Origin of the sequence: Chenggangzhangella methanolivorans (assembly GCF_019797865.1) — a bacterium.
GTDB classification, from domain to species: Bacteria; Pseudomonadota; Alphaproteobacteria; order Rhizobiales; family Methylopilaceae; genus Methylopila; species Methylopila methanolivorans.
Window position 1 is genome coordinate 4697877 of record NZ_CP081869.1, and the last position, 16132, is coordinate 4714008.

Consider the following 16132-nt stretch of genomic DNA (forward strand, 5'->3'; position numbering starts at 1 on the left):
CTGCGACCGGGCGCTACGGCTTGACCAGCAGGACGTTCACGGCCTTCGCCACCACATGGACGGTCGAGCCTTCCGAGATCCCGAGCTCGGCGAGCGAATCGAGCGTCATCACCGACGTCATGCGGTAGTCCGTGCCCGCGAGGTTCACGGTCACTTGCGCCATCACGCCGCCTTTCTTGATCTCGACGACCTCGGCGGGAATGTCGTTGCGCGCGCCGTGCTTCATCCTCGGGTCTCCCGTCTGGCGCGGGCCGCTCCCGCGCGCTCGGCCGCCATCTAGCGCGCAAGCGGCGCGCAGAAAGGCGAGCCGCTTGGGGGCGGATCGGATCGGCGTGCGAAGGAAGGGAGGATTGGCTGGGGGACCTGGATTCGAACCAGGACTAGCGGAGTCAGAGTCCGCATGTCCGATTCAGATTGCCTCGCGAAAACCTTGCGTTTATCAGCGATCTTGCTGGCCGTCCGCTTGTCGGGGAGAGCGGGTGCGGTCGGTTTCTAACAAGCTGCTAACAAGGGGGCTCCATCAGCGTAATCTGTGGATGGTCGTCTGACGGTGGGATCCAAACCTGTGGTCAGCAGCGCGTTGAGTGTCCGGCCCGCGCTCCGCTTTGGCCAGCAGTCAACCTTCAACCTCTTGGCAAGTCCGACGAACTCCAGACCTTATGCCCGCAGGCGGAAACGAACAGGCTTCCACGCGGCTTCACCACTCCGTGCAGGAACCAAGGGCGTCATCGCGCTGTTGCATTTGTGACCCCACGCACGCAGGAGCCCCTCATGCTCAAGAGCATCCTCAAAACGATCTTGATGGGTTGGCTGGCGAAAACGGTTCATGGGCCGCAGTTCGCGTCCGATGCCTCGCGGCCGCGAAGCCTATCGCCGCTGAGACGTCTCGTTCGTAGAGACAACAAGGCCCGGAGCGCCAACTCCGGGCCTTTGCTTTGGCGCCGCTTTGGCGCCGGCCGATGGACGATGCGGTTACCAGCCCGGGGCGGTGCGTGTCACTGAGGCGGTAGCCCCAAGCGTCGAACGTGATCCGGCCGGGGTGCGGGACGCCGTAGTCGAGTGTGAGGTCAGGCAGGTAGCCGACGACGTGTACGACCTGCTCAACGGTGTGGCCGGACTTCCGAAGGTTGTTCGCCACCAAGCGGTCGTTGATCGGAGCACGCGGCTGGCCGTCGAGGTCGAAGCGCTCGGCCCGGTTCATGACCGCGATGCGACCGCTTGGAGTTCGGCGGCTGGCGTAGGGATCCTCGCTCATCGCCCGCATCCTGTCCCGGGTCTCCGTTTCCTCACAAGGCTCCGACCGGAGTTCGTTTTGGATGGCGGCGCGCCCACCGCGTGGCTACGGTTGCCGCAACAACGGGGGCGTCGTCGTCTTGGAATATCTCATCGTCGCTGGCGTGCTGTATCTCGGCTATCGTTTGTGGCAAGCGAGGCTTGTGGTTCCCAAGGGACCAGTGCCAACCACCGAGGAAGCGGCATCTTCGGAGCGCTTCGTCCTCTACTATCTGTGCGACCAGGCCCGGTTTTCGTATTCCTACAGCGGCATGCCGGAAGTGTTCCGGGGCTTCGACACCGGGCGGCCTCCATTCGCTTTTCAGCAGTCGATCTTGGTCGCCCTCGGCAACTACCTCTGGTTCGTGGAGGGCCGGGATCGGACGGAGAGGGACTATGACCTCGCGCTGGCCAATGTCCGGCTAGCTCTTCGAAACGGTATCAAGCGGTCCCGCGGTGATGTTGAGGCGTTCAAGGCCTCGGCCAATGCCGCATTCGAGGAACGCTTCGGTCGCCCCTTCGAGGCTGTCGCGTCTGAGATCGATGCGGCGGTTCTGGAGAGGATGGACGGAGAGATGGAGAACCGCCGCATGAGCCTTCATAAACGCTGTCCCTGGGTTCGGGGCTCCGGGAGCTCGGCGACCAGACTATGTTGCCGACCTCACCCAGCTCGGAGGCTCCCATGTCAGTCGCTTTCACGAACCCGTCGAAGGTCAGCGGTCAGGCCATCGGCCTCGGTGCCGTCACGGGCATGGTGCTGGGCCAGGGCATGGCATCGGCGGTGCAGAATATAGTCGCGCAGGCCAATGACCGCCTGTCGAAGCAGGCCTACGGCGCGTGGCAGTCGGAGCTTGATGCGGCCCGCGGCTCGGCCGTCCACCTCGCGGACATCGCGGAGCGCACCATCGCGGCCTACGGCAAGGCTCTCAACCGCAACGACGACTCGAGGCCGAGGTTGCCCGTCTCCGCCGCGCGGTCGCGCAGCGTGACGCGGCACTTGGCGCGCTCAGCCGCCGGAGGGCCTCGTGACCGACGAGGAGTGGGGCGAACTGGTCGAGCGGTTCGGGGACGCGATCCACGAGGTGCCGGGACTGGGGAGGCGATCTCGGAGCGTCAGCGCCGCGGCGTGAAAAACGCCTCCTCCATGTCCGCGTCCTGCGAGAACGACTTGTTGAACAGCAACAGGTTTTGCCCGAACGAGTAGCGCTCGACCGCCATCTGGAGGTTCATTGCGTCGTTGCTCGTCGCGTATCTCTCGGGGATGGTCCACTTCAGCGTCAGCGGCACGTGCTTAATGCCCGTCACCGCCGCGAGGTCGCACATTTCCTTCAAGGCCCGTTCGGCCATCTCGTCGCCAACGATGGATATATTGACCAGAGGCCGTGTGTAGCTGTCGGGGTTGCTCTTGTAGCCACCGTAGATGGCCCCGCGGCCCTCGATCATGCTGTCGGTCTGCCTGAATTTGACGATGGCCCCCGGGGGAGACTTGTCGTTGATGGTCATCGCCCACCCGACCCGACCGAAGAACTCGATGCCGTCTTCGGGGTCGCCGTTGTCCCTCGCCGTCAGATTCCGGATGTAGCCCACGACCTCGACGCGCAGCCAGCCCTCCTGCTTGTCTCCGCGGATCGATTTGACGACACGCTCGGACCACGGCGGCTCGGCCTTTGTCGACCTCCTCTTGAACAGCTTCATGCGCCCCTCCGACAAGGGCGCACAATGCCTGATCAGGCCGGAGGGCGGTAGCTCGCGGCGGGCCAGGAGGCGTGGACGCGCTGTTATACAGTCGAGGCGTGAGCCGCTACGACCTCGGTCAGGTCGACGAGGGAGGGGCATCGCGCGCGGACCCCCGAGGAGCCCGCGTTCAAGCAGCGTGGTTGCCGAGGGCTCACGCCCAGCGCGGCGTCGCGCTGCTGTCGGCCTTAAAGCGGCGGAGGCGCTCCGCGAACGGGATGTCCTCCGGAATCTCGTCCTCGTCGCGAGCCGGGGCGTCGGCGAACTGACGATCCTTGTCATCTACGAATGGAACCGTCAGGCCCGAGCGTTCGCCCGCGAGGTGGAGCTCGCAAGTTTCCGGCCCGGCAACTGCGAGGTTGAAAAGCTCGGCCTCGGTGCGGGTGACCAGCCAACCCACCTGGGCGGGCGAAAGGCTCGAGAGGTCGATGCCGTCGCGGACAAAGGTGTCAGCGGCCGCGTAGGCGTGGACGGCCCGGCCGGCCGGAAGCTCGGGATCCAGCGTCGCCGCCATCGAAGCAGCGGTGATGCGCCCGCGCCCGATGCGGTCGAGCGCTTCGGTCACGCGGTCGACGGCAGCGTCAGCGTCTTCGCCGCGGGGGGCAGCCGGGAGCGGTGGCACGCCCTGACCGATACCCGCTACGTCGGCGAAGAATCTGACGGGGAGGTTCACAGCCCAAACGACGAAACCATAGAGGGACTCAAGGCCCACGAGCGCAGCGTTCTTGATGGCGTTCAGGATGGCGCGAAGCATGATGTCTCCCCCAGTTGACCCCCGAGATCTGCGCCGCCGGCCGGAATGGATCCAGGTTTCGCGCCGAGCGCGCCGTCAGCACATCCTTTCTGAAGCCGTTGGGGGATGGCCAACACACCGGGGGTGACCATGTGGCTGTCCGGCGGGTCGGCCGGGAGTGGTCACCGATTGGGAGGCGCTGTCCTCCGGGGCTGTCTGATCGTTTGAGCGCCGCGCCGCCGCATGGGCTGGACGAACAGTGTCGGCTGGGCCCGTGAATTCGGCGATCTCACCACGGAGACGCTCCCACGTGGGAGAATCGCCGAATGTGCCAATCCATCCACGATGTCGGCTTCCGTGTTTGGATTGGCACTGCCTCAAATTTTACGGACCTCATGCACGGGCCCTTTGGGGGTCTTCGGGTAGGGCTGCGCGGGCAAGGACTCGGGGGAGGATTCGCGTGCTCGACTACGGCAGTCTGTTCAGCGGACTTGAGACTGCGGCGGTCGCTTGGCACCCGCTCGGCTGGTCGACCCGCTTCGTCTCCGAAGTCGATGCGACCGCCTGCGCCGTCCTCGAAGAGAGGCTGCCCCACGTGCCGAACTTGGGCGACGTCACCGCCATCGACTTCGACTTCCGCGCGGTCGCGGCCGGCTCCGTCGATGTCGTCATCGGTGGATCGCCTTGCCAGAGCTTCTCGTTTGCGGGCGACCGCTCTGGACTTCAGGACCCAAGGGGCATGCTTGCCCTGAGATACACGGAGATAATCGATGCCACCGACCCTGCCGTCTGCGTCTGGGAGAACGTCGAAGGCGCGCTCTCGACTGAAGGTGGAAGAGGATTTGGAGCCCTCCTGGGCGCGCTCTCCGGCCACGGGGGTCCTCTACAGCCTCCAACAGGGTCCGGGTGGACAGACTTCGGTTGGGTGCATGGACCTCGACGAAATCTCGCGTGGCGGATACTCGACGGCCGCTTTTTCGGCCGCGCGGCCCGAGTCCGCCGCGCGAGATTTCGTCGAGGTCAAGTTCTCGACCCGACGTTGACCCTTATCGGATCCTTGCCGGAGCGCGAGATGTCGCCAGTGGCGGTCGCCAGGGTCTACCGACGGAGCCGAAGCCGGGGAAAACCGCTGCCGAGCGCGCTGATAGCATTCCTTGGTCCCGATCCCGCCGACACGGAAGCATAATCTGCGCGGCACTCCCGATGCCGCTGAGGGAACTCGTCGACGGCGACGTCTACGGGATCTCCGACTCGCAGACGTGGGGCTGAACCTGATGCCCACCCTCATGGCGAAGAAGACGGCAGGGGGACAGGAAAATTTCGTTCTGTACCGCCGGGGCGACGGAGCGATGATCTGCCGGAAGACGCTGGCGAAGGAGGAGGAGCGTCTCCACGGCCTGCCTGACGGCTGGACCGACGTTCCGATCGTCCACCGCAACGGCAGGCGCACACGCACTTCCGAGAGCAGCAGGAGCAAGCTGGTCGGGAACTCGATGCAGGTTCCGGTCTTCCGGTGGCTCGGCCGACGGATCGAGGCAGCTCTTGTAGAGGCATGGCGCGGCTCCCGAAGGTCCGAGGATGTGCGGCGGCTTGCGCGCTGGGAAGAGGATCGGGAGTGCTTCGAGGTCGGCGAACGCCCGGAGCCCGAGCAGCCCTTTGACCCTCGGAGGTTTACGCTCGGCCGGCCGGCGGCGTGACGTGGCCGCGCCACTGGTAAGGATTCAATCGACGGTCAAGGACGCGCACGCCGCGGAGGCCGTGGCGGGGTCGTAGGACCGCCGCACGCCCTCCTAGCAGCAGCACGCGCTGACGATCTGGCCATTGGCCTTCCTGAGGGCGGCGCGGGACCTCGCGAAGGCAGCGAACGCGCCGTCGCCCACGCGCAGGGTCGGCTGCGGCACTGGGCGCACGAGGTCTCCCGCCGCGCGAGATGTTGGGAGCAGCCGGGCTGGCACAGTCGATGCGGCCCAGCCGCTCAACATCAGCCCCGCTCAAAGCGCAATCCTGAGCCGGACGTGTTCGTAGTTACGTCTCATAGTCAGTGACCTTCTACGCGGCCTCGTTGGCCGCCTGCTCAATGAACGCCGTCTCGAGCGCTGCAGCAGACCCGGTGGAGCAGGCAGCAGCCGCGTCGCTCGAGGGCGGCGACATGCGCGTGGGCCTCGGTCACGAGCGCGGTGTGGTCGGCGATCTGCAACTGGAGGTGACCAACCTAGAGCCAGCCGGCCCCGAGGGCCGCGACCGCGGTGAGGGTTGCAAGGATTCGCCAGTCTCTGCGCAAGGCGAGAGCGGCGGTCATGAGGCGTCCCCTTCGCGCTTGCGGCGGTCCCCGATATAGCCCGCGATGATCTTGCCGAAGCTCCGACCGAGGGCCGTCCTCAGGTCGAGCCAGCCAATGCCGGCTGGCGGAAATCGCGGAGCGGGTGAAGCTGGGGAGAGCGGTCGCGGTCGCGCGCATCCGCGGCCGCGTACAACTACAATGCAGCCCGAATGAATCGGGCGGTGCTGGGATGGCCTTACGGCGCGACGCGAAGATCCTGAAGATGAAAGCCATCTGCTCGTTGCGGACGGCGATGGCGACCTTCAATTCCTACGACGACTCCGGTCGCGTGGACTCCGTGCTGCTGCACCTGCAACACGCTACCGAAATGCTGCTGAAGGCGGTCCTCCGGCAGGCCCAATATCAGGTGTTCGACAAGAAGAGCAGCACGTCGATCGGCTTTAAACGATGCCTGAACTTGTGCGTAGCGCAGCACGAGCTCACCGAGAGCGAGGCAGGGGTCATGAGGGCCGTCGACGCCTTACGGGACGAGGCGCAACATTGGTTCGTCGTCGTCGAGGAGGAGCTACTCTACCTCCACACTAGGGCCCTGATCACCGCGTTCGACGCCTACCTGAAGCGCACGCTGGACGACGACCTGAACGCACATCCCCGGCCGAGTCCTTCCGGTTTCGACCCTGCCCGTGAACGACTTCGATTTCCTGATCGACCGTGAATACAGGCTAATCGGCAAGCTCCTGAAGCCCGGCAACCGCCGCAGGGACGAGGCCCGCGGGCGCATCCGTGCGCTGCTCTCGATGGAGGGCCTCGTGAAGGAGGGGGAGCGTCACGAAGCGTGACGTGGACCGGGTCGAGAAAGCCGTGCGGGAGGGCAAAAACATCGGCGTCGTCTTCCCGAGGCTGGCGACCGTCCAGATGAACAAGTCCGGCGAGGGGCCGACGGTGAAGGTGCGCTTCATGAAAAAGGAGGGCGCGCCCGTCCGCATCGCCGCGGGTGACGACCCGTCCGAGGCCGGCGCGATCCGCGAGGTCGATATGTTGAACCGCTATCCCTACACGGCGACGCAGCTCGCGCGACGGGTGCGGCTGACCCCGAACCGGAGCTTCGCAGTCCGGGCCCACCTCGCGCTCGATGCCGACGATGACTGCTCCCGGGAATTCGTCCTGTCGGACAAGCAGAAGCCCCGGCGCTTCTCCGACAAGGCGGTCCGACGGGTTCGGGAGGCAATCGACGGCGGCTTGGACCTCGATGCGGTGTGGGCCGCCTACGTCGCGAAGATGCCCAAACGGGGCTCCCGGCGCAGGGCAGCTTGAGAACCGTTGTAGGTAGATCGCAATCCCCCTACAACGCCGCGCCGCTGTCCACATTTCGCGAAATGTGTATAGCCGCAACGGGCAGCATCACCACCCCGGAGAAGTTCGGTGGACGAGAAGCATCGGAGCCTTCCGTTCACCGACTTCTCGGTAACCTTCGACGTGCATGTCGAGGGCGAACAGGTCTTCGTATCAAGCGGAGCGACGCATTCGGCTCCGACCCCCTTTTCCATGTTCGGCATCTGGGCGATCCCTCCCGGAATCCCCGTCGGCTCCTACCACTTCGGCAGGGCCGACAACGTGCGGCCGCATCCCAGCGCGATGACCGTGGTGCTGGGGAGCGACCAGCTCTCGATGTGGGCGAGGCGCTGCCCTCACTGCACCTGGTATTGGCGAACTGAAGCCCCCGGACTCGTCGCCGCCGCCGTGTGTCCCTACTGCGGGAAGCACTCCGAGGCATGGGATGCCTGAGCGAGGCCCAGGAGGCTTACGTCGAAGCGGTGTGCGCGGTCCATGCTCAGGTGACGAACCAGCGGAAGTCAGGAAAATACAGCGTCTACGTCAAGGACCTGTTGGAGCAGTATTACTCTTCAGACGATGGACAGACGCCCGCGCCCCCCGAATTCTTCGTGGAGACCGAGCAGCAGTCGAAGTTCAAGTGCGACGAGTGCGGGATGACGAACAACATCCTTGGTCGTTTCGGCTATTGCTCGACGTGCGGCACGCGCAACGACATGGCCATGCTTCGCGCGGACATTACGGGCATCCGCAAGCGGCTGTCGGAGGGCGGGTCGCCGATCTCCGGGCTGAAAGATCTGGTCTCGAAGTTCGACAGTTTGGGAAGGCGAATCGCGCAGCAGCTCCTACTTCACGTAAGGATGGTCCACGTGCGTCGCTCTCGCTGGAAGGACGCGAACTTTTCCCAGCTCGCGTTGGTCTCCGAAGACCTGAAGCGTCACTTCGGCATCGAAATTTTCAGAAAGGTCGACGGTGGAGACCAGGCGCACGCCCGCCTGATGTTCCACCGCCGACACGTCCATGAGCATAACGACGGCATCATCGACGCGAAGTATCTCGAGGACAGCGGCGACACATCGGTCCGGCTAGGCGAGCACGTCACGGAGTCCATGGGGGACGTGATGCGGCTGACCGGGATTGTGGACAAGATAGCCGCAAACCTCATGGAAGGCTTCCACCAGATCATGCCCGTCCACGAACTGCCGATAAGGATCCATAAGGATCAGCGAGAGAGGATGAACAGTAGGGGCGGCTAAGACGAGTATCGTACCTAGCTTCTGGATGCGGGAGGCGATAGCGACTCCGGGCGGCGGTCACCAGCCGATAACCGCGTCGGTGGATTGCCAGAAACGACGCGTTGTAGCGCGATACTCTTGCAATGTATCATTGCAGCCGAGCCGCCTGTCGGCCCGGGGAACCAGCATGAAGAAGACCGTTCTGCTCGCGGGCGCCTTGCTCGCGTCGCTCCAGTCTCATGCGGTCACTGCCCAGTCGCTCCCGCGCTACGACGTGAAGGCGCACTGCCGCGAGGTCGCGGCTTTCGGCGGGGCCTTCTCCGAGAGCACGATGGACGGCTGCATGCAGATGGAACAGTCAGCCTACGACCAGCTCAAGAGAACCTTCCCCGACCTCTCCGCGAGCATGCGCAAGCACTGTGACGAGGTCGCGAGCTTCGGCGGGCACGGCAGCTACTCGACCCTGCAGGGCTGCATCCAGATGGAGCAGTCCTCCGCCCGCCGGAACGCGGGCACCGAGTTCAAGTACTGATGCGCGCCTGGAACCTCCTGCTAGGCGCGGTCGCCGTCGTCATGCTCATGGCCGGCGCCAACTGGGCGATGGCCGACCTGCCCGTATCGTCTGCCCTGTCCAAGGACTCCCGCAACGCCGGGATCTCGATGCGGGCCTACCACCGCTGGGGCGTCGATCCCGGGACGCTGGTGGTCGACCTCTGGGGCCTGCCGACTTCGGTGAGCATGGCGGACGTCGACCGCGCGCTGTTCACCGCGGCCGAGGCGCTCAAGGACCGGAAGTACGGCAAGGTGGTGCTCGCGTGGCGCGGCGGCGCCCGCTACGTGATGGACGGCGACTACTTCAACACGATCGGTCGCGAGTACGCCTACCAGAACCCCGTCTACGCCGTGCGCACGATGCAGGAGTACCTGAGGACGCCCGACGGCTCCCGCGTTCGGGACGTGGACGGGCGGCATGCTCGGGGTCCTGGGCAAGCAGATGGAGGACCACCAGAAATTCCACAGGGGATGGTACGCCGCCTCGGCGTTCTCGCTGTGAGGCCGGCCATCATGACCTTGGTCCGCGTCGACATGCTCTGCGCGCTTGCGCTGGTCGTCTGCGTGTCGTTCCCGTCCGGAGCTGAGGCAGCCGGGCGAAGCAGGCGGAACTGCCCGGTCGGCTACGACGGCAAGCCGCTGATCACGGGGCCGGCTGAGTGCCTCGACGGCTTCCAGCGCGACCTACTCGGGATCGGCCCGGAAACTGGGGAGCTCAAGCGTCACCAGCGCGCTGCGGATGAACTGCTTCGCAAGCACGGCCCTCGCACTGTGGCCGCGCGGTCCTGCACCCCCGTCGACAACTCAGCGCGGATCCTTCGCTCGCCCAACCCGAACGACCTCCATCCCGACTGGAAGGGCGAGGCTTACGTCGGCCTGTCATGGAGCCTTCGCGTGACGGGCAGCTCCGTCAGGAGCGACACGGGCAGCTACCTCAGGGGCGACTTGGTCTCGCCGCGTGGCGGCGTGATCAACAAGGGCGTCTATGTCGTCGCGCGAGTGGGAATGCAGGGGCTGAAGGAGGCGTCCGTTAAGTCGCCGAGACGGGAGCGCGCCAGCAGACGCTCCCTCCAACCGCTCGATAAGCCGGAAAGGCAGCAGTGAACATCGATCCCGAAGCGCTCTATCAATCTTTGGCAACCCAGGAACCGACGCCCCTGGCGGCGTTGCCTCGGACGCACGGCATGTACGCCCTCTACGACCACGAGGGAGTGATGCGGTACGTCGGGATCACTATGAACGACCAAAGTGGCTTCTACGGCCGGATCTACCAGCGCCATGTCGCAGGATCGGAAAGTCGCAGCCACAAGTTCTCTCACGCTTACAACACGGGCCGAATGTGGCGGGCGGCTCGGGATTCCCGACCGGACGCGAAGCTATCTAAAGGCCTGAGAACCGCTTTCGTCCGACGCTTCTGCCGAGCAACTGTGATCGAGGTTCCGATCGCACGGCATGCCGATCTCCCTCTCTTGGAGCGTACTGTGCAGAGGCTGGCGCCAGCCGGGCAGTTGACGTGGATCGACGCGAGAGGGTTCGAACCGATCGACGAACCAAGAGCGCTCGTTGATTTGCTGCTTGCCGAGTTGGCGTACACTTCCGACCGTGTTGAGGCGCTCTTGCGCCAGGCAGCCCTGCACTCTGCTCGACCTAGGTAAGACAGCCTCTGACCCATCACAGACGTCGGTGAGGTCCGCTTCGCGGCGATCAAACGACGCTGACGCTGGGGCTCAACGCTCCGCCTAACTTCGCCACACGAGTATGATCGTCGCGACGAGGTTCGTTGCAGCCACCGTCGCCAGCGCTGCCATCGTCGTTTCCGTCCCAACTTGCGCAATCACGAGCCCAGCCGCGAACGGCGCGGCTGCTTGCACCATCAGGTTTGGCGCCGCGAGCCGCCCTATGACGACCGCGTAGCGCTCGGCACCGAACAGCGCGAGCGGGACCGTGCCGCGGGCGATCGACCACACGCCGTTTCCGGCAGCGTAAAGCACCACGGCGACTGCCGCGGGGCCCGCGCCGAGCGCGAGCAACAACACTCCGACGGCCACCAGCGCCCCGGCCCATGCGAGGGTTGCGGTCGGGTCGAGACGGTCTCCGACCAGCATCTCAATTACGCGGGCGCCCACCTGCGACGGACCGATCAGCGCGCCGACCGCTACCGCTGCGACGAGCTGCATGCCCTGGGCCTGCAGGATCGTCAGCAGGTGCACCGACACCGTCGTCTGGACCGCGCCGTTCGCCATCAGGATTACGGCCAGCAGCCAGAAGGTCCGTCGCTCACGCGAGGTCGTCGTGCCGGCACCGGCACGGTCGAGAGCGCTCGGGGCCTTGCGCGCCTCGCGCGGCAGCAGGAGGAACAGCGTCGGCGCCATGACGAGCGCCTGGACGGCGGCGTAGGCGAAGCAGGCGCCACGCCAGCCGATGTGCTCGACCGCGAGCGCCGACAGCGGCCAGCAGACCGTGCTGGCGAAGCCCCCGAACAGGGTGAGGTGGGTAATCGCGCGCCGCGCCGACGCCCCGAAAATCCTGCCGAGCGTCGAGAAGGCCGCGTCGTAAAGCCCGGCACCCATTCCGAAGCCGATCACCGCCCAGCCGAGCAAGTAGGTCGCGATCCCGGTCGACGACCCGACCGCGGCGAGGCCGCGCCCATCAGCAGCGAGCCGGCCGCCATGGTCTGCCGACCGCCGAAGCCGTCGATCATGCGGCCGACGAACGGCGCGGCGATGCCTGAGCAGAGCAGCCCGATCGATCCGCCGCCGACCACCCAGGCGAGCGGCCATCCGGTGTCGGCGGAGATCGGCGTCGCGAGCACCGCGAGCAGGTAGAAGCTCGACCCCCAGGAGACGATCTGGGCGATCCCGACAGCGGGACCGCGAGCCTCCCGCCCGGCGGCGCCGACGTCGTCTCCACGCCTCAGACGGCCCGTTTGAGGTCGACCCTGGCCTCCAGCGTCGCTGCGCTCTCCTTCCGCTCGCTGTAGCGGTCGGTGAGGTGGTCGGAGACGTCGCGGGTGAGGAACGTGAACTTCACCAGCTCCTCCATCAGGTCGACCACGCGGTCGTAGTAGGCCGATGGCTTCATCCGGCCGTCCTCGCCGAACTCCTGGAAGGCCTTCGCCACCGACGACTGGTTCGGGATGGTGACCATCCGCATCCAGCGGCCGAGCACGCGCATCTGGTTCACGGCGTTGAACGACTGCGAGCCGCCCGAGACCTGCATCACCGCGAGCGTGCGCCCCTGGGTCGGGCGGACCGAGCCGACCGAAAGCGGGATCCAGTCGATCAGCGACTTCATCACGCCCGTCATTGCGCCGTGCCGCTCAGGGCTCGTCCAGACCTGCGCCTCGGACCAGAGCGACAGCTCGCGCAGCTCCTGAACCTTCGGATGGTCCACCGGGCCGCCGTCCGGCAGCGGGAGGTCTGCAGGGTCATAGACACGCGTCTCGCAGCCGAGCCGCTTGAGCAGGCGCTCCGCCTCCAGCGTCAGCAGGCGGCTGTACGAGACGGCCCGCAAGGAGCCGTACAGCAGCAGAACCCGCGGAGGATGGGTCGAGCGCGGACCGTGGAGCCTGGACAGATCGACAGGGCGAAAAGAGCTTTCGTCGACGTTCGGCAAGTCTGTCATCGGAAACCGCTCCTTTCCCATGAATGCGAGATGAACTTTCTTATTAGAATAAATTCAGACTGGGCCATGTAGCGTCTGCCGTGCTGATGTCGGCCCCCGCCCGGAAATGGCGCCGGACGCATACCCGCCCCTCTGCGTTCGGACGACGAAAGCATGGTCCGGTCGCTTGGGGAGTGGCCGGGCCGCTCGACGTTCATGTTGCGCCAAACGCCATTGCGGCCATGCAGACGCCTGCCACCACTGTCCAGGGCGGAGCGTTCCAGGCCGTAAGCGCGGCGAACCCCGCGGCCGCCACGAGGAAGTCACGAGGCGACAGCACCGCCGAGGTCCAGATCGGATCGTAGAGCGCCGCGGCGAGGACGCCGACCACCGCGGCGTTGGCCCCACGCAACGCGGCGCGAGCCGAAGGCTTGGCGCGGATCGAGTTCCAGAACGGCAACGCCGCGAGCAGGACGAGGATGCCCGGGAGGAACACCGACACCAAGGCGATGGCCGCCCCGGCCACGCCGTTCGGTTCCGGCCCGACCGCGGCGCCGATGAAGGCCGCGAAGGTGAACAGCGGACCGGGCATGGCCTGGGCCGCGCCGTAGCCCGTCAGAAACCGCCCGGCATCGATCCAACCCGTCGAGACGACCTCGGCCTGCAGGAGCGGCAGCACGACATGGCCGCCCCCGAAGACAAGGGCGCCTGAGCGGTAGAACGCGTCGGCGAGTGCGACCGACTGGGATCCGGTCATGGCCCTCAGGAGCGGTAGCCCCAGAAGGAGCGCGAAGAAGGCGAGCAGGCACGCAATGGCGGTCGCGCGGCTCAGGCGAGCGGCGATCCCTGTCCGCTGTGGCGCGGCGTCGGCGCGGCCGAACGCCGCGAATCCCACTACCGTTCCCAGCGCGATCGCGGCCAACTGGCCATGAGGCCCGCCCAGCACTACCGCGGCGATCGCCACGACCGCGATGGTCCCCGTCGCGCGGTCGGGCAACAGCGCGCGCGCCATGCCGAGGACAGCATGCGCAACGATCGCCACCGCGACGAGCTTGAGACCATGTGCGAGCGAGGAACCATGCGGCCCCGAGAACAGGTCTGCCCCGTAAGCGATCGCGATCATGATGGCGGCCGAGGGAAGCGTGAACGCCGACCAGGCCGCCATCGCGCCCATTGGTCCGGCCCGCATCAAGCCCAGCGCGAATCCCACCTGGCTCGAGGCTGGTCCCGGCAGGAACTGGCAGAGGGCCACGAGGTCGGCGTAGCTGGCGTCGTCGATCCATCTACGCTTGCCCACGAACTCGTCGCGGAAGTAGCCGAGATGCGCAATCGGCCCGCCAAATGAGGTGAGGCCGAGCTTCAGGAACGCCCCAAAGACCTCCCGAACCGAGCCGACGGACACTGGAACGCCTTCGACAGTCCTCACTCCTTCACCGCCATCCCGGCCTTCACGACCTCGCCGTCCTCTTTGGTGAAGTGGCCAGCGAGCGGCGCTGGCAGGATCTCCAGCACGATCTCGGAGGGGCGGCAAAGCCGAACGCCGCGCTCGGTGAACACGAACGGGCGGTTGACCAGGATCGGGTGCGCCAGCATGGCGTCGAGGATCGCGTCGCCGGTGACGGACGGATCGCCGAGGCCGAACTCCGCGAAGGGCGTTCCCTTCTCCCTGGCGGCCTCACGCGGGGTCAGCCCGGCGGCGGCGAACGCCTTCGCCAGCTCCTCGCGCGTCGGCGGCGCCTTCAGGTACTCGACGACAGTCGGCTCGACGCCCGCGGCCCGGATCATCGCCAGCGTGTTGCGGGACGTGCCGCAGTCGGGGTTGTGCCAGATGGTGACGGCCTCGGTCATGACGGCCTCCTCAGGAACGGGGTTCGGGGGCGGCCGCGCGAACGCCGCGGGCCTCGTACCAGGGCTTTGTGCGGTTCACGATCCAGACCACCGACAGCATCACGGGGACCTCGATCAGCACGCCGACCACGGTGGCGAGCGCCGCCCCGGACTTGAAGCCGAACAGGCTGATCGCCGCGGCGACCGCGAGCTCGAAGAAGTTCGACGCCCCGATCAGAGCCGAGGGGCCGGCCACGCAATGGGCCTCCCCGGTCGCGCGGTTCAGCAGGTAGGCGAGGCCGGAGTTGAAGTAGACCTGGATCAGGATCGGGACCGCGAGCAGCGCGATGACCATCGGCTGGGCGACGATCTGCTCGCCTTGGAAGGCGAAGAGCAGGATCAACGTCGCGAGCAGGGCGGCGAGCGAGAGCGGCTGGATGCCGGCGAGGACGCGGTCGAGCGCCGCCTGTCCGCCGGAGGCCAGAACCTGTCGCCGCAGAACCTGCGCCGCGATTACCGGCACGACGATGTAGAGCCCGACCGACAGGACCAGCGTGCTCCACGGCACGGTGATCGACGACAGGCCGAGCAGCAGGCCGACAAGCGGCGCGAAGGCCACGATCATGATCGCGTCGTTGACCGCGACCTGGCTCAGCGTGAACAGCGGTTCGCCCTTGGTGAGGTTCGACCATACGAACACCATTGCGGTGCAAGGAGCCGCGGCCAGAAGGATCAGCCCCGCGACGTAGCTGTCGATCTGGTCTGCGGGCAGGTAGGGCCGGAACAGCCAGCCGACGAACAGCCACCCGAGCAGCGCCATCGAGAACGGCTTCACCGCCCAGTTGATGAACAGCGTCACCGAGATGCCCCGCCAGTGCGAGCCGACCTCGCGGAGCGCCGCGAAGTCGACCTTCACCAGCATGGGGACGATCATCAGCCAGATCAGCACGGCGACGGGCAGGTTCACGCTCGCGACCTCGAGCGCGCCGATCGCCCGAAAGAAGCCGGGCGCCGCGTAGCCGAGCGCGACGCCGACGACGATGCAGAGGAAGACCCAGACGGTCAGGTAGCGTTCGAACAGGGACATGGTCAGGCCCTCGCGGCCGGGCCGCAGCAGCCCTTCTCAAGCTGCTCGAAGACGGGCGCGCAGACGTCGGGATGGCCCTTGCAGCAGTCCTCGAGCAGGTAGTTCACGAGGCCGCGCATGCCGTCGAAGTTCGCAGCGTAGAGGATCGACCGCCCGTCACGGACCCCGGTGATCAGCCCGGCCCGCACGAGGATCGCGAGATGGGTCGAGAGCGTGTTCTGAAGGCATCCGAGCGCGTCTGCGATCCCGCCCGCGGGCTGTGGATCGGGAGCCGTCGTGACGAGATGCCGAAAGATGCGGAGCCGCGTCGACTGTCCGAGCGCCGACAGGGCGTCGAGGGCCGAGGCCTCATGGTCGCGTTCGATGGAATGAGCGGGCGCGGACATGTCTCCTCCTGCATCAGGAGACCTCTATATCAATAAATCGACGACTGTCGATATGGTTCTCCTTACAGTTCCACATTTGGAGAGAACGGA

At 66.2% G+C, this 16132-nt stretch carries 21 protein-coding genes; 10 read left to right on the forward strand and 11 right to left on the reverse strand.

Annotated features, from left to right (window positions below):
* Positions 1–13 precede the first annotated feature (13 nt).
* The 4 genes from K6K41_RS24620 to K6K41_RS24635 form a co-directional block, all read right to left on the reverse strand.
* Positions 14–226 (reverse strand): TOBE domain-containing protein, encoded by a 213-nt coding sequence (locus tag K6K41_RS24620; RefSeq protein WP_261402688.1) that lies wholly within the window; start codon positions 224–226, stop codon positions 14–16.
* A gap of 561 nt (positions 227–787) precedes the next feature.
* A complete protein-coding gene (locus K6K41_RS24625) occupies positions 788–1255 on the reverse strand; it encodes a hypothetical protein (RefSeq protein ID WP_261402689.1) in 468 nt (155 codons plus the stop codon).
* Between the two features lie 1130 nt (positions 1256–2385).
* Positions 2386–2967, reverse strand: coding sequence for a hypothetical protein (locus K6K41_RS24630; protein WP_261402690.1), 582 nt, complete (start codon positions 2965–2967; stop codon positions 2386–2388).
* 193 nt (positions 2968–3160) lie between these two features.
* The gene (locus K6K41_RS24635; RefSeq protein ID WP_261402691.1) at positions 3161–3760 is read right to left on the reverse strand and encodes a hypothetical protein; all 600 of its coding nucleotides are present in this window, start codon (positions 3758–3760) and stop codon (positions 3161–3163) included.
* Between the two features lie 439 nt (positions 3761–4199).
* Between K6K41_RS24635 and K6K41_RS24640 the strand changes: the two genes are divergently transcribed.
* The 10 genes from K6K41_RS24640 (at position 4200) to K6K41_RS24685 (ending at position 10794) form a co-directional block, all read left to right on the forward strand.
* The gene (locus K6K41_RS24640) at positions 4200–4925 is read left to right on the forward strand and encodes a DNA cytosine methyltransferase (protein ID WP_261402692.1); all 726 of its coding nucleotides are present in this window, start codon (positions 4200–4202) and stop codon (positions 4923–4925) included.
* Between the two features lie 100 nt (positions 4926–5025).
* Positions 5026–5436, forward strand: a complete 411-nt coding sequence (locus K6K41_RS24645; protein ID WP_261402693.1) for a hypothetical protein — start codon at positions 5026–5028, stop codon at positions 5434–5436.
* Between the two features lie 726 nt (positions 5437–6162).
* Positions 6163–6735, forward strand: a complete 573-nt coding sequence (locus K6K41_RS24650; protein WP_261402694.1) for a hypothetical protein — start codon at positions 6163–6165, stop codon at positions 6733–6735.
* Positions 6704–6859, forward strand: a complete 156-nt coding sequence (locus K6K41_RS24655; protein ID WP_261402695.1) for a hypothetical protein — start codon at positions 6704–6706, stop codon at positions 6857–6859. The genes K6K41_RS24650 and K6K41_RS24655 overlap by 32 nt, the downstream gene beginning before the upstream one ends.
* Position 6860: 1 nt before the next feature.
* Positions 6861–7334: a hypothetical protein gene (locus K6K41_RS24660; RefSeq protein WP_261402696.1), complete on the forward strand. Its 474-nt coding sequence runs from the start codon at positions 6861–6863 to the stop codon at positions 7332–7334.
* Positions 7335–7442: 108 nt separating this feature from the next.
* Positions 7443–7805, forward strand: coding sequence for a hypothetical protein (locus K6K41_RS24665; protein ID WP_261402697.1), 363 nt, complete (start codon positions 7443–7445; stop codon positions 7803–7805).
* Positions 7793–8608, forward strand: coding sequence for a hypothetical protein (locus tag K6K41_RS24670; protein WP_261402698.1), 816 nt, complete (start codon positions 7793–7795; stop codon positions 8606–8608). Before K6K41_RS24665 ends, K6K41_RS24670 begins: the two co-directional genes overlap by 13 nt.
* A 166-nt stretch (positions 8609–8774) precedes the next feature.
* Complete coding sequence (locus tag K6K41_RS24675) at positions 8775–9119, forward strand: hypothetical protein (RefSeq protein ID WP_261402699.1); 345 nt, start codon at positions 8775–8777, stop codon at positions 9117–9119.
* Complete coding sequence (locus tag K6K41_RS24680; protein ID WP_261402700.1) at positions 9119–10243, forward strand: hypothetical protein; 1125 nt, start codon at positions 9119–9121, stop codon at positions 10241–10243. The genes K6K41_RS24675 and K6K41_RS24680 overlap by 1 nt, the downstream gene beginning before the upstream one ends.
* Positions 10240–10794, forward strand: coding sequence for a hypothetical protein (locus tag K6K41_RS24685; protein WP_261402701.1), 555 nt, complete (start codon positions 10240–10242; stop codon positions 10792–10794). Before K6K41_RS24680 ends, K6K41_RS24685 begins: the two co-directional genes overlap by 4 nt.
* Positions 10795–10878: 84 nt before the next feature.
* On the opposite strand, the gene K6K41_RS24690 is transcribed toward K6K41_RS24685, so the two are convergent.
* From K6K41_RS24690 to K6K41_RS24720, 7 genes are all read right to left on the reverse strand, one after another.
* Positions 10879–11739 carry an MFS transporter gene (locus tag K6K41_RS24690; protein WP_261402702.1) on the reverse strand — a complete coding sequence of 287 codons (861 nt, stop codon included), beginning with the start codon at positions 11737–11739 and terminating at the stop codon, positions 10879–10881.
* Positions 11721–11951, reverse strand: a complete 231-nt coding sequence (locus tag K6K41_RS24695; protein ID WP_261402703.1) for a hypothetical protein — start codon at positions 11949–11951, stop codon at positions 11721–11723. Before K6K41_RS24695 ends, K6K41_RS24690 begins: the two co-directional genes overlap by 19 nt.
* 101 nt (positions 11952–12052) lie before the next feature.
* Positions 12053–12763 carry an arsenical resistance protein ArsH gene (arsH, locus tag K6K41_RS24700; protein WP_261402704.1) on the reverse strand — a complete coding sequence of 237 codons (711 nt, stop codon included), beginning with the start codon at positions 12761–12763 and terminating at the stop codon, positions 12053–12055.
* A 193-nt stretch (positions 12764–12956) separates the two neighbouring features.
* On the reverse strand, positions 12957–14144 hold the full coding sequence (gene chrA, locus K6K41_RS24705; RefSeq protein WP_261402705.1) for a chromate efflux transporter: 1188 nt from the start codon (positions 14142–14144) through the stop codon (positions 12957–12959).
* 20 nt (positions 14145–14164) lie between these two features.
* Positions 14165–14590: an arsenate reductase (glutaredoxin) gene (gene arsC / locus K6K41_RS24710; protein WP_261402706.1), complete on the reverse strand. Its 426-nt coding sequence runs from the start codon at positions 14588–14590 to the stop codon at positions 14165–14167.
* Between the two features lie 10 nt (positions 14591–14600).
* Positions 14601–15656, reverse strand: coding sequence for an ACR3 family arsenite efflux transporter (gene arsB, locus K6K41_RS24715; RefSeq protein ID WP_261402707.1), 1056 nt, complete (start codon positions 15654–15656; stop codon positions 14601–14603).
* A 2-nt stretch (positions 15657–15658) separates the two neighbouring features.
* Positions 15659–16042, reverse strand: a complete 384-nt coding sequence (locus tag K6K41_RS24720) for an ArsR/SmtB family transcription factor (RefSeq protein WP_261402708.1) — start codon at positions 16040–16042, stop codon at positions 15659–15661.
* Between the last annotated feature and the right edge of the window lie 90 nt (positions 16043–16132).

Excerpts from the sequence above, each read along its gene's own strand:
- arsB (WP_261402707.1), bottom strand. The coding sequence starts at position 15,656 with ATGTCCCTGTTCGAACGCTACCTGACCGTCTGGGTCTTCCTCTGCATC.
- K6K41_RS24675 (WP_261402699.1), top strand. The coding sequence starts at position 8,775 with ATGAAGAAGACCGTTCTGCTCGCGGGCGCCTTGCTCGCGTCGCTCCAG.
- K6K41_RS24625 (WP_261402689.1), bottom strand. The coding sequence starts at position 1,255 with ATGAGCGAGGATCCCTACGCCAGCCGCCGAACTCCAAGCGGTCGCATC.
- arsC (WP_261402706.1), bottom strand. The coding sequence starts at position 14,590 with ATGACCGAGGCCGTCACCATCTGGCACAACCCCGACTGCGGCACGTCC.
- K6K41_RS24720 (WP_261402708.1), bottom strand. The coding sequence starts at position 16,042 with ATGTCCGCGCCCGCTCATTCCATCGAACGCGACCATGAGGCCTCGGCC.
- K6K41_RS24620 (WP_261402688.1), bottom strand. The coding sequence starts at position 226 with ATGAAGCACGGCGCGCGCAACGACATTCCCGCCGAGGTCGTCGAGATC.
- K6K41_RS24635 (WP_261402691.1), bottom strand. The coding sequence starts at position 3,760 with ATGCTTCGCGCCATCCTGAACGCCATCAAGAACGCTGCGCTCGTGGGC.
- K6K41_RS24645 (WP_261402693.1), top strand. The coding sequence starts at position 5,026 with ATGGCGAAGAAGACGGCAGGGGGACAGGAAAATTTCGTTCTGTACCGC.
- K6K41_RS24670 (WP_261402698.1), top strand. The coding sequence starts at position 7,793 with ATGGGATGCCTGAGCGAGGCCCAGGAGGCTTACGTCGAAGCGGTGTGC.
- arsH (WP_261402704.1), bottom strand. The coding sequence starts at position 12,763 with ATGACAGACTTGCCGAACGTCGACGAAAGCTCTTTTCGCCCTGTCGAT.
- K6K41_RS24680 (WP_261402700.1), top strand. The coding sequence starts at position 9,119 with ATGCGCGCCTGGAACCTCCTGCTAGGCGCGGTCGCCGTCGTCATGCTC.
- K6K41_RS24630 (WP_261402690.1), bottom strand. The coding sequence starts at position 2,967 with ATGAAGCTGTTCAAGAGGAGGTCGACAAAGGCCGAGCCGCCGTGGTCC.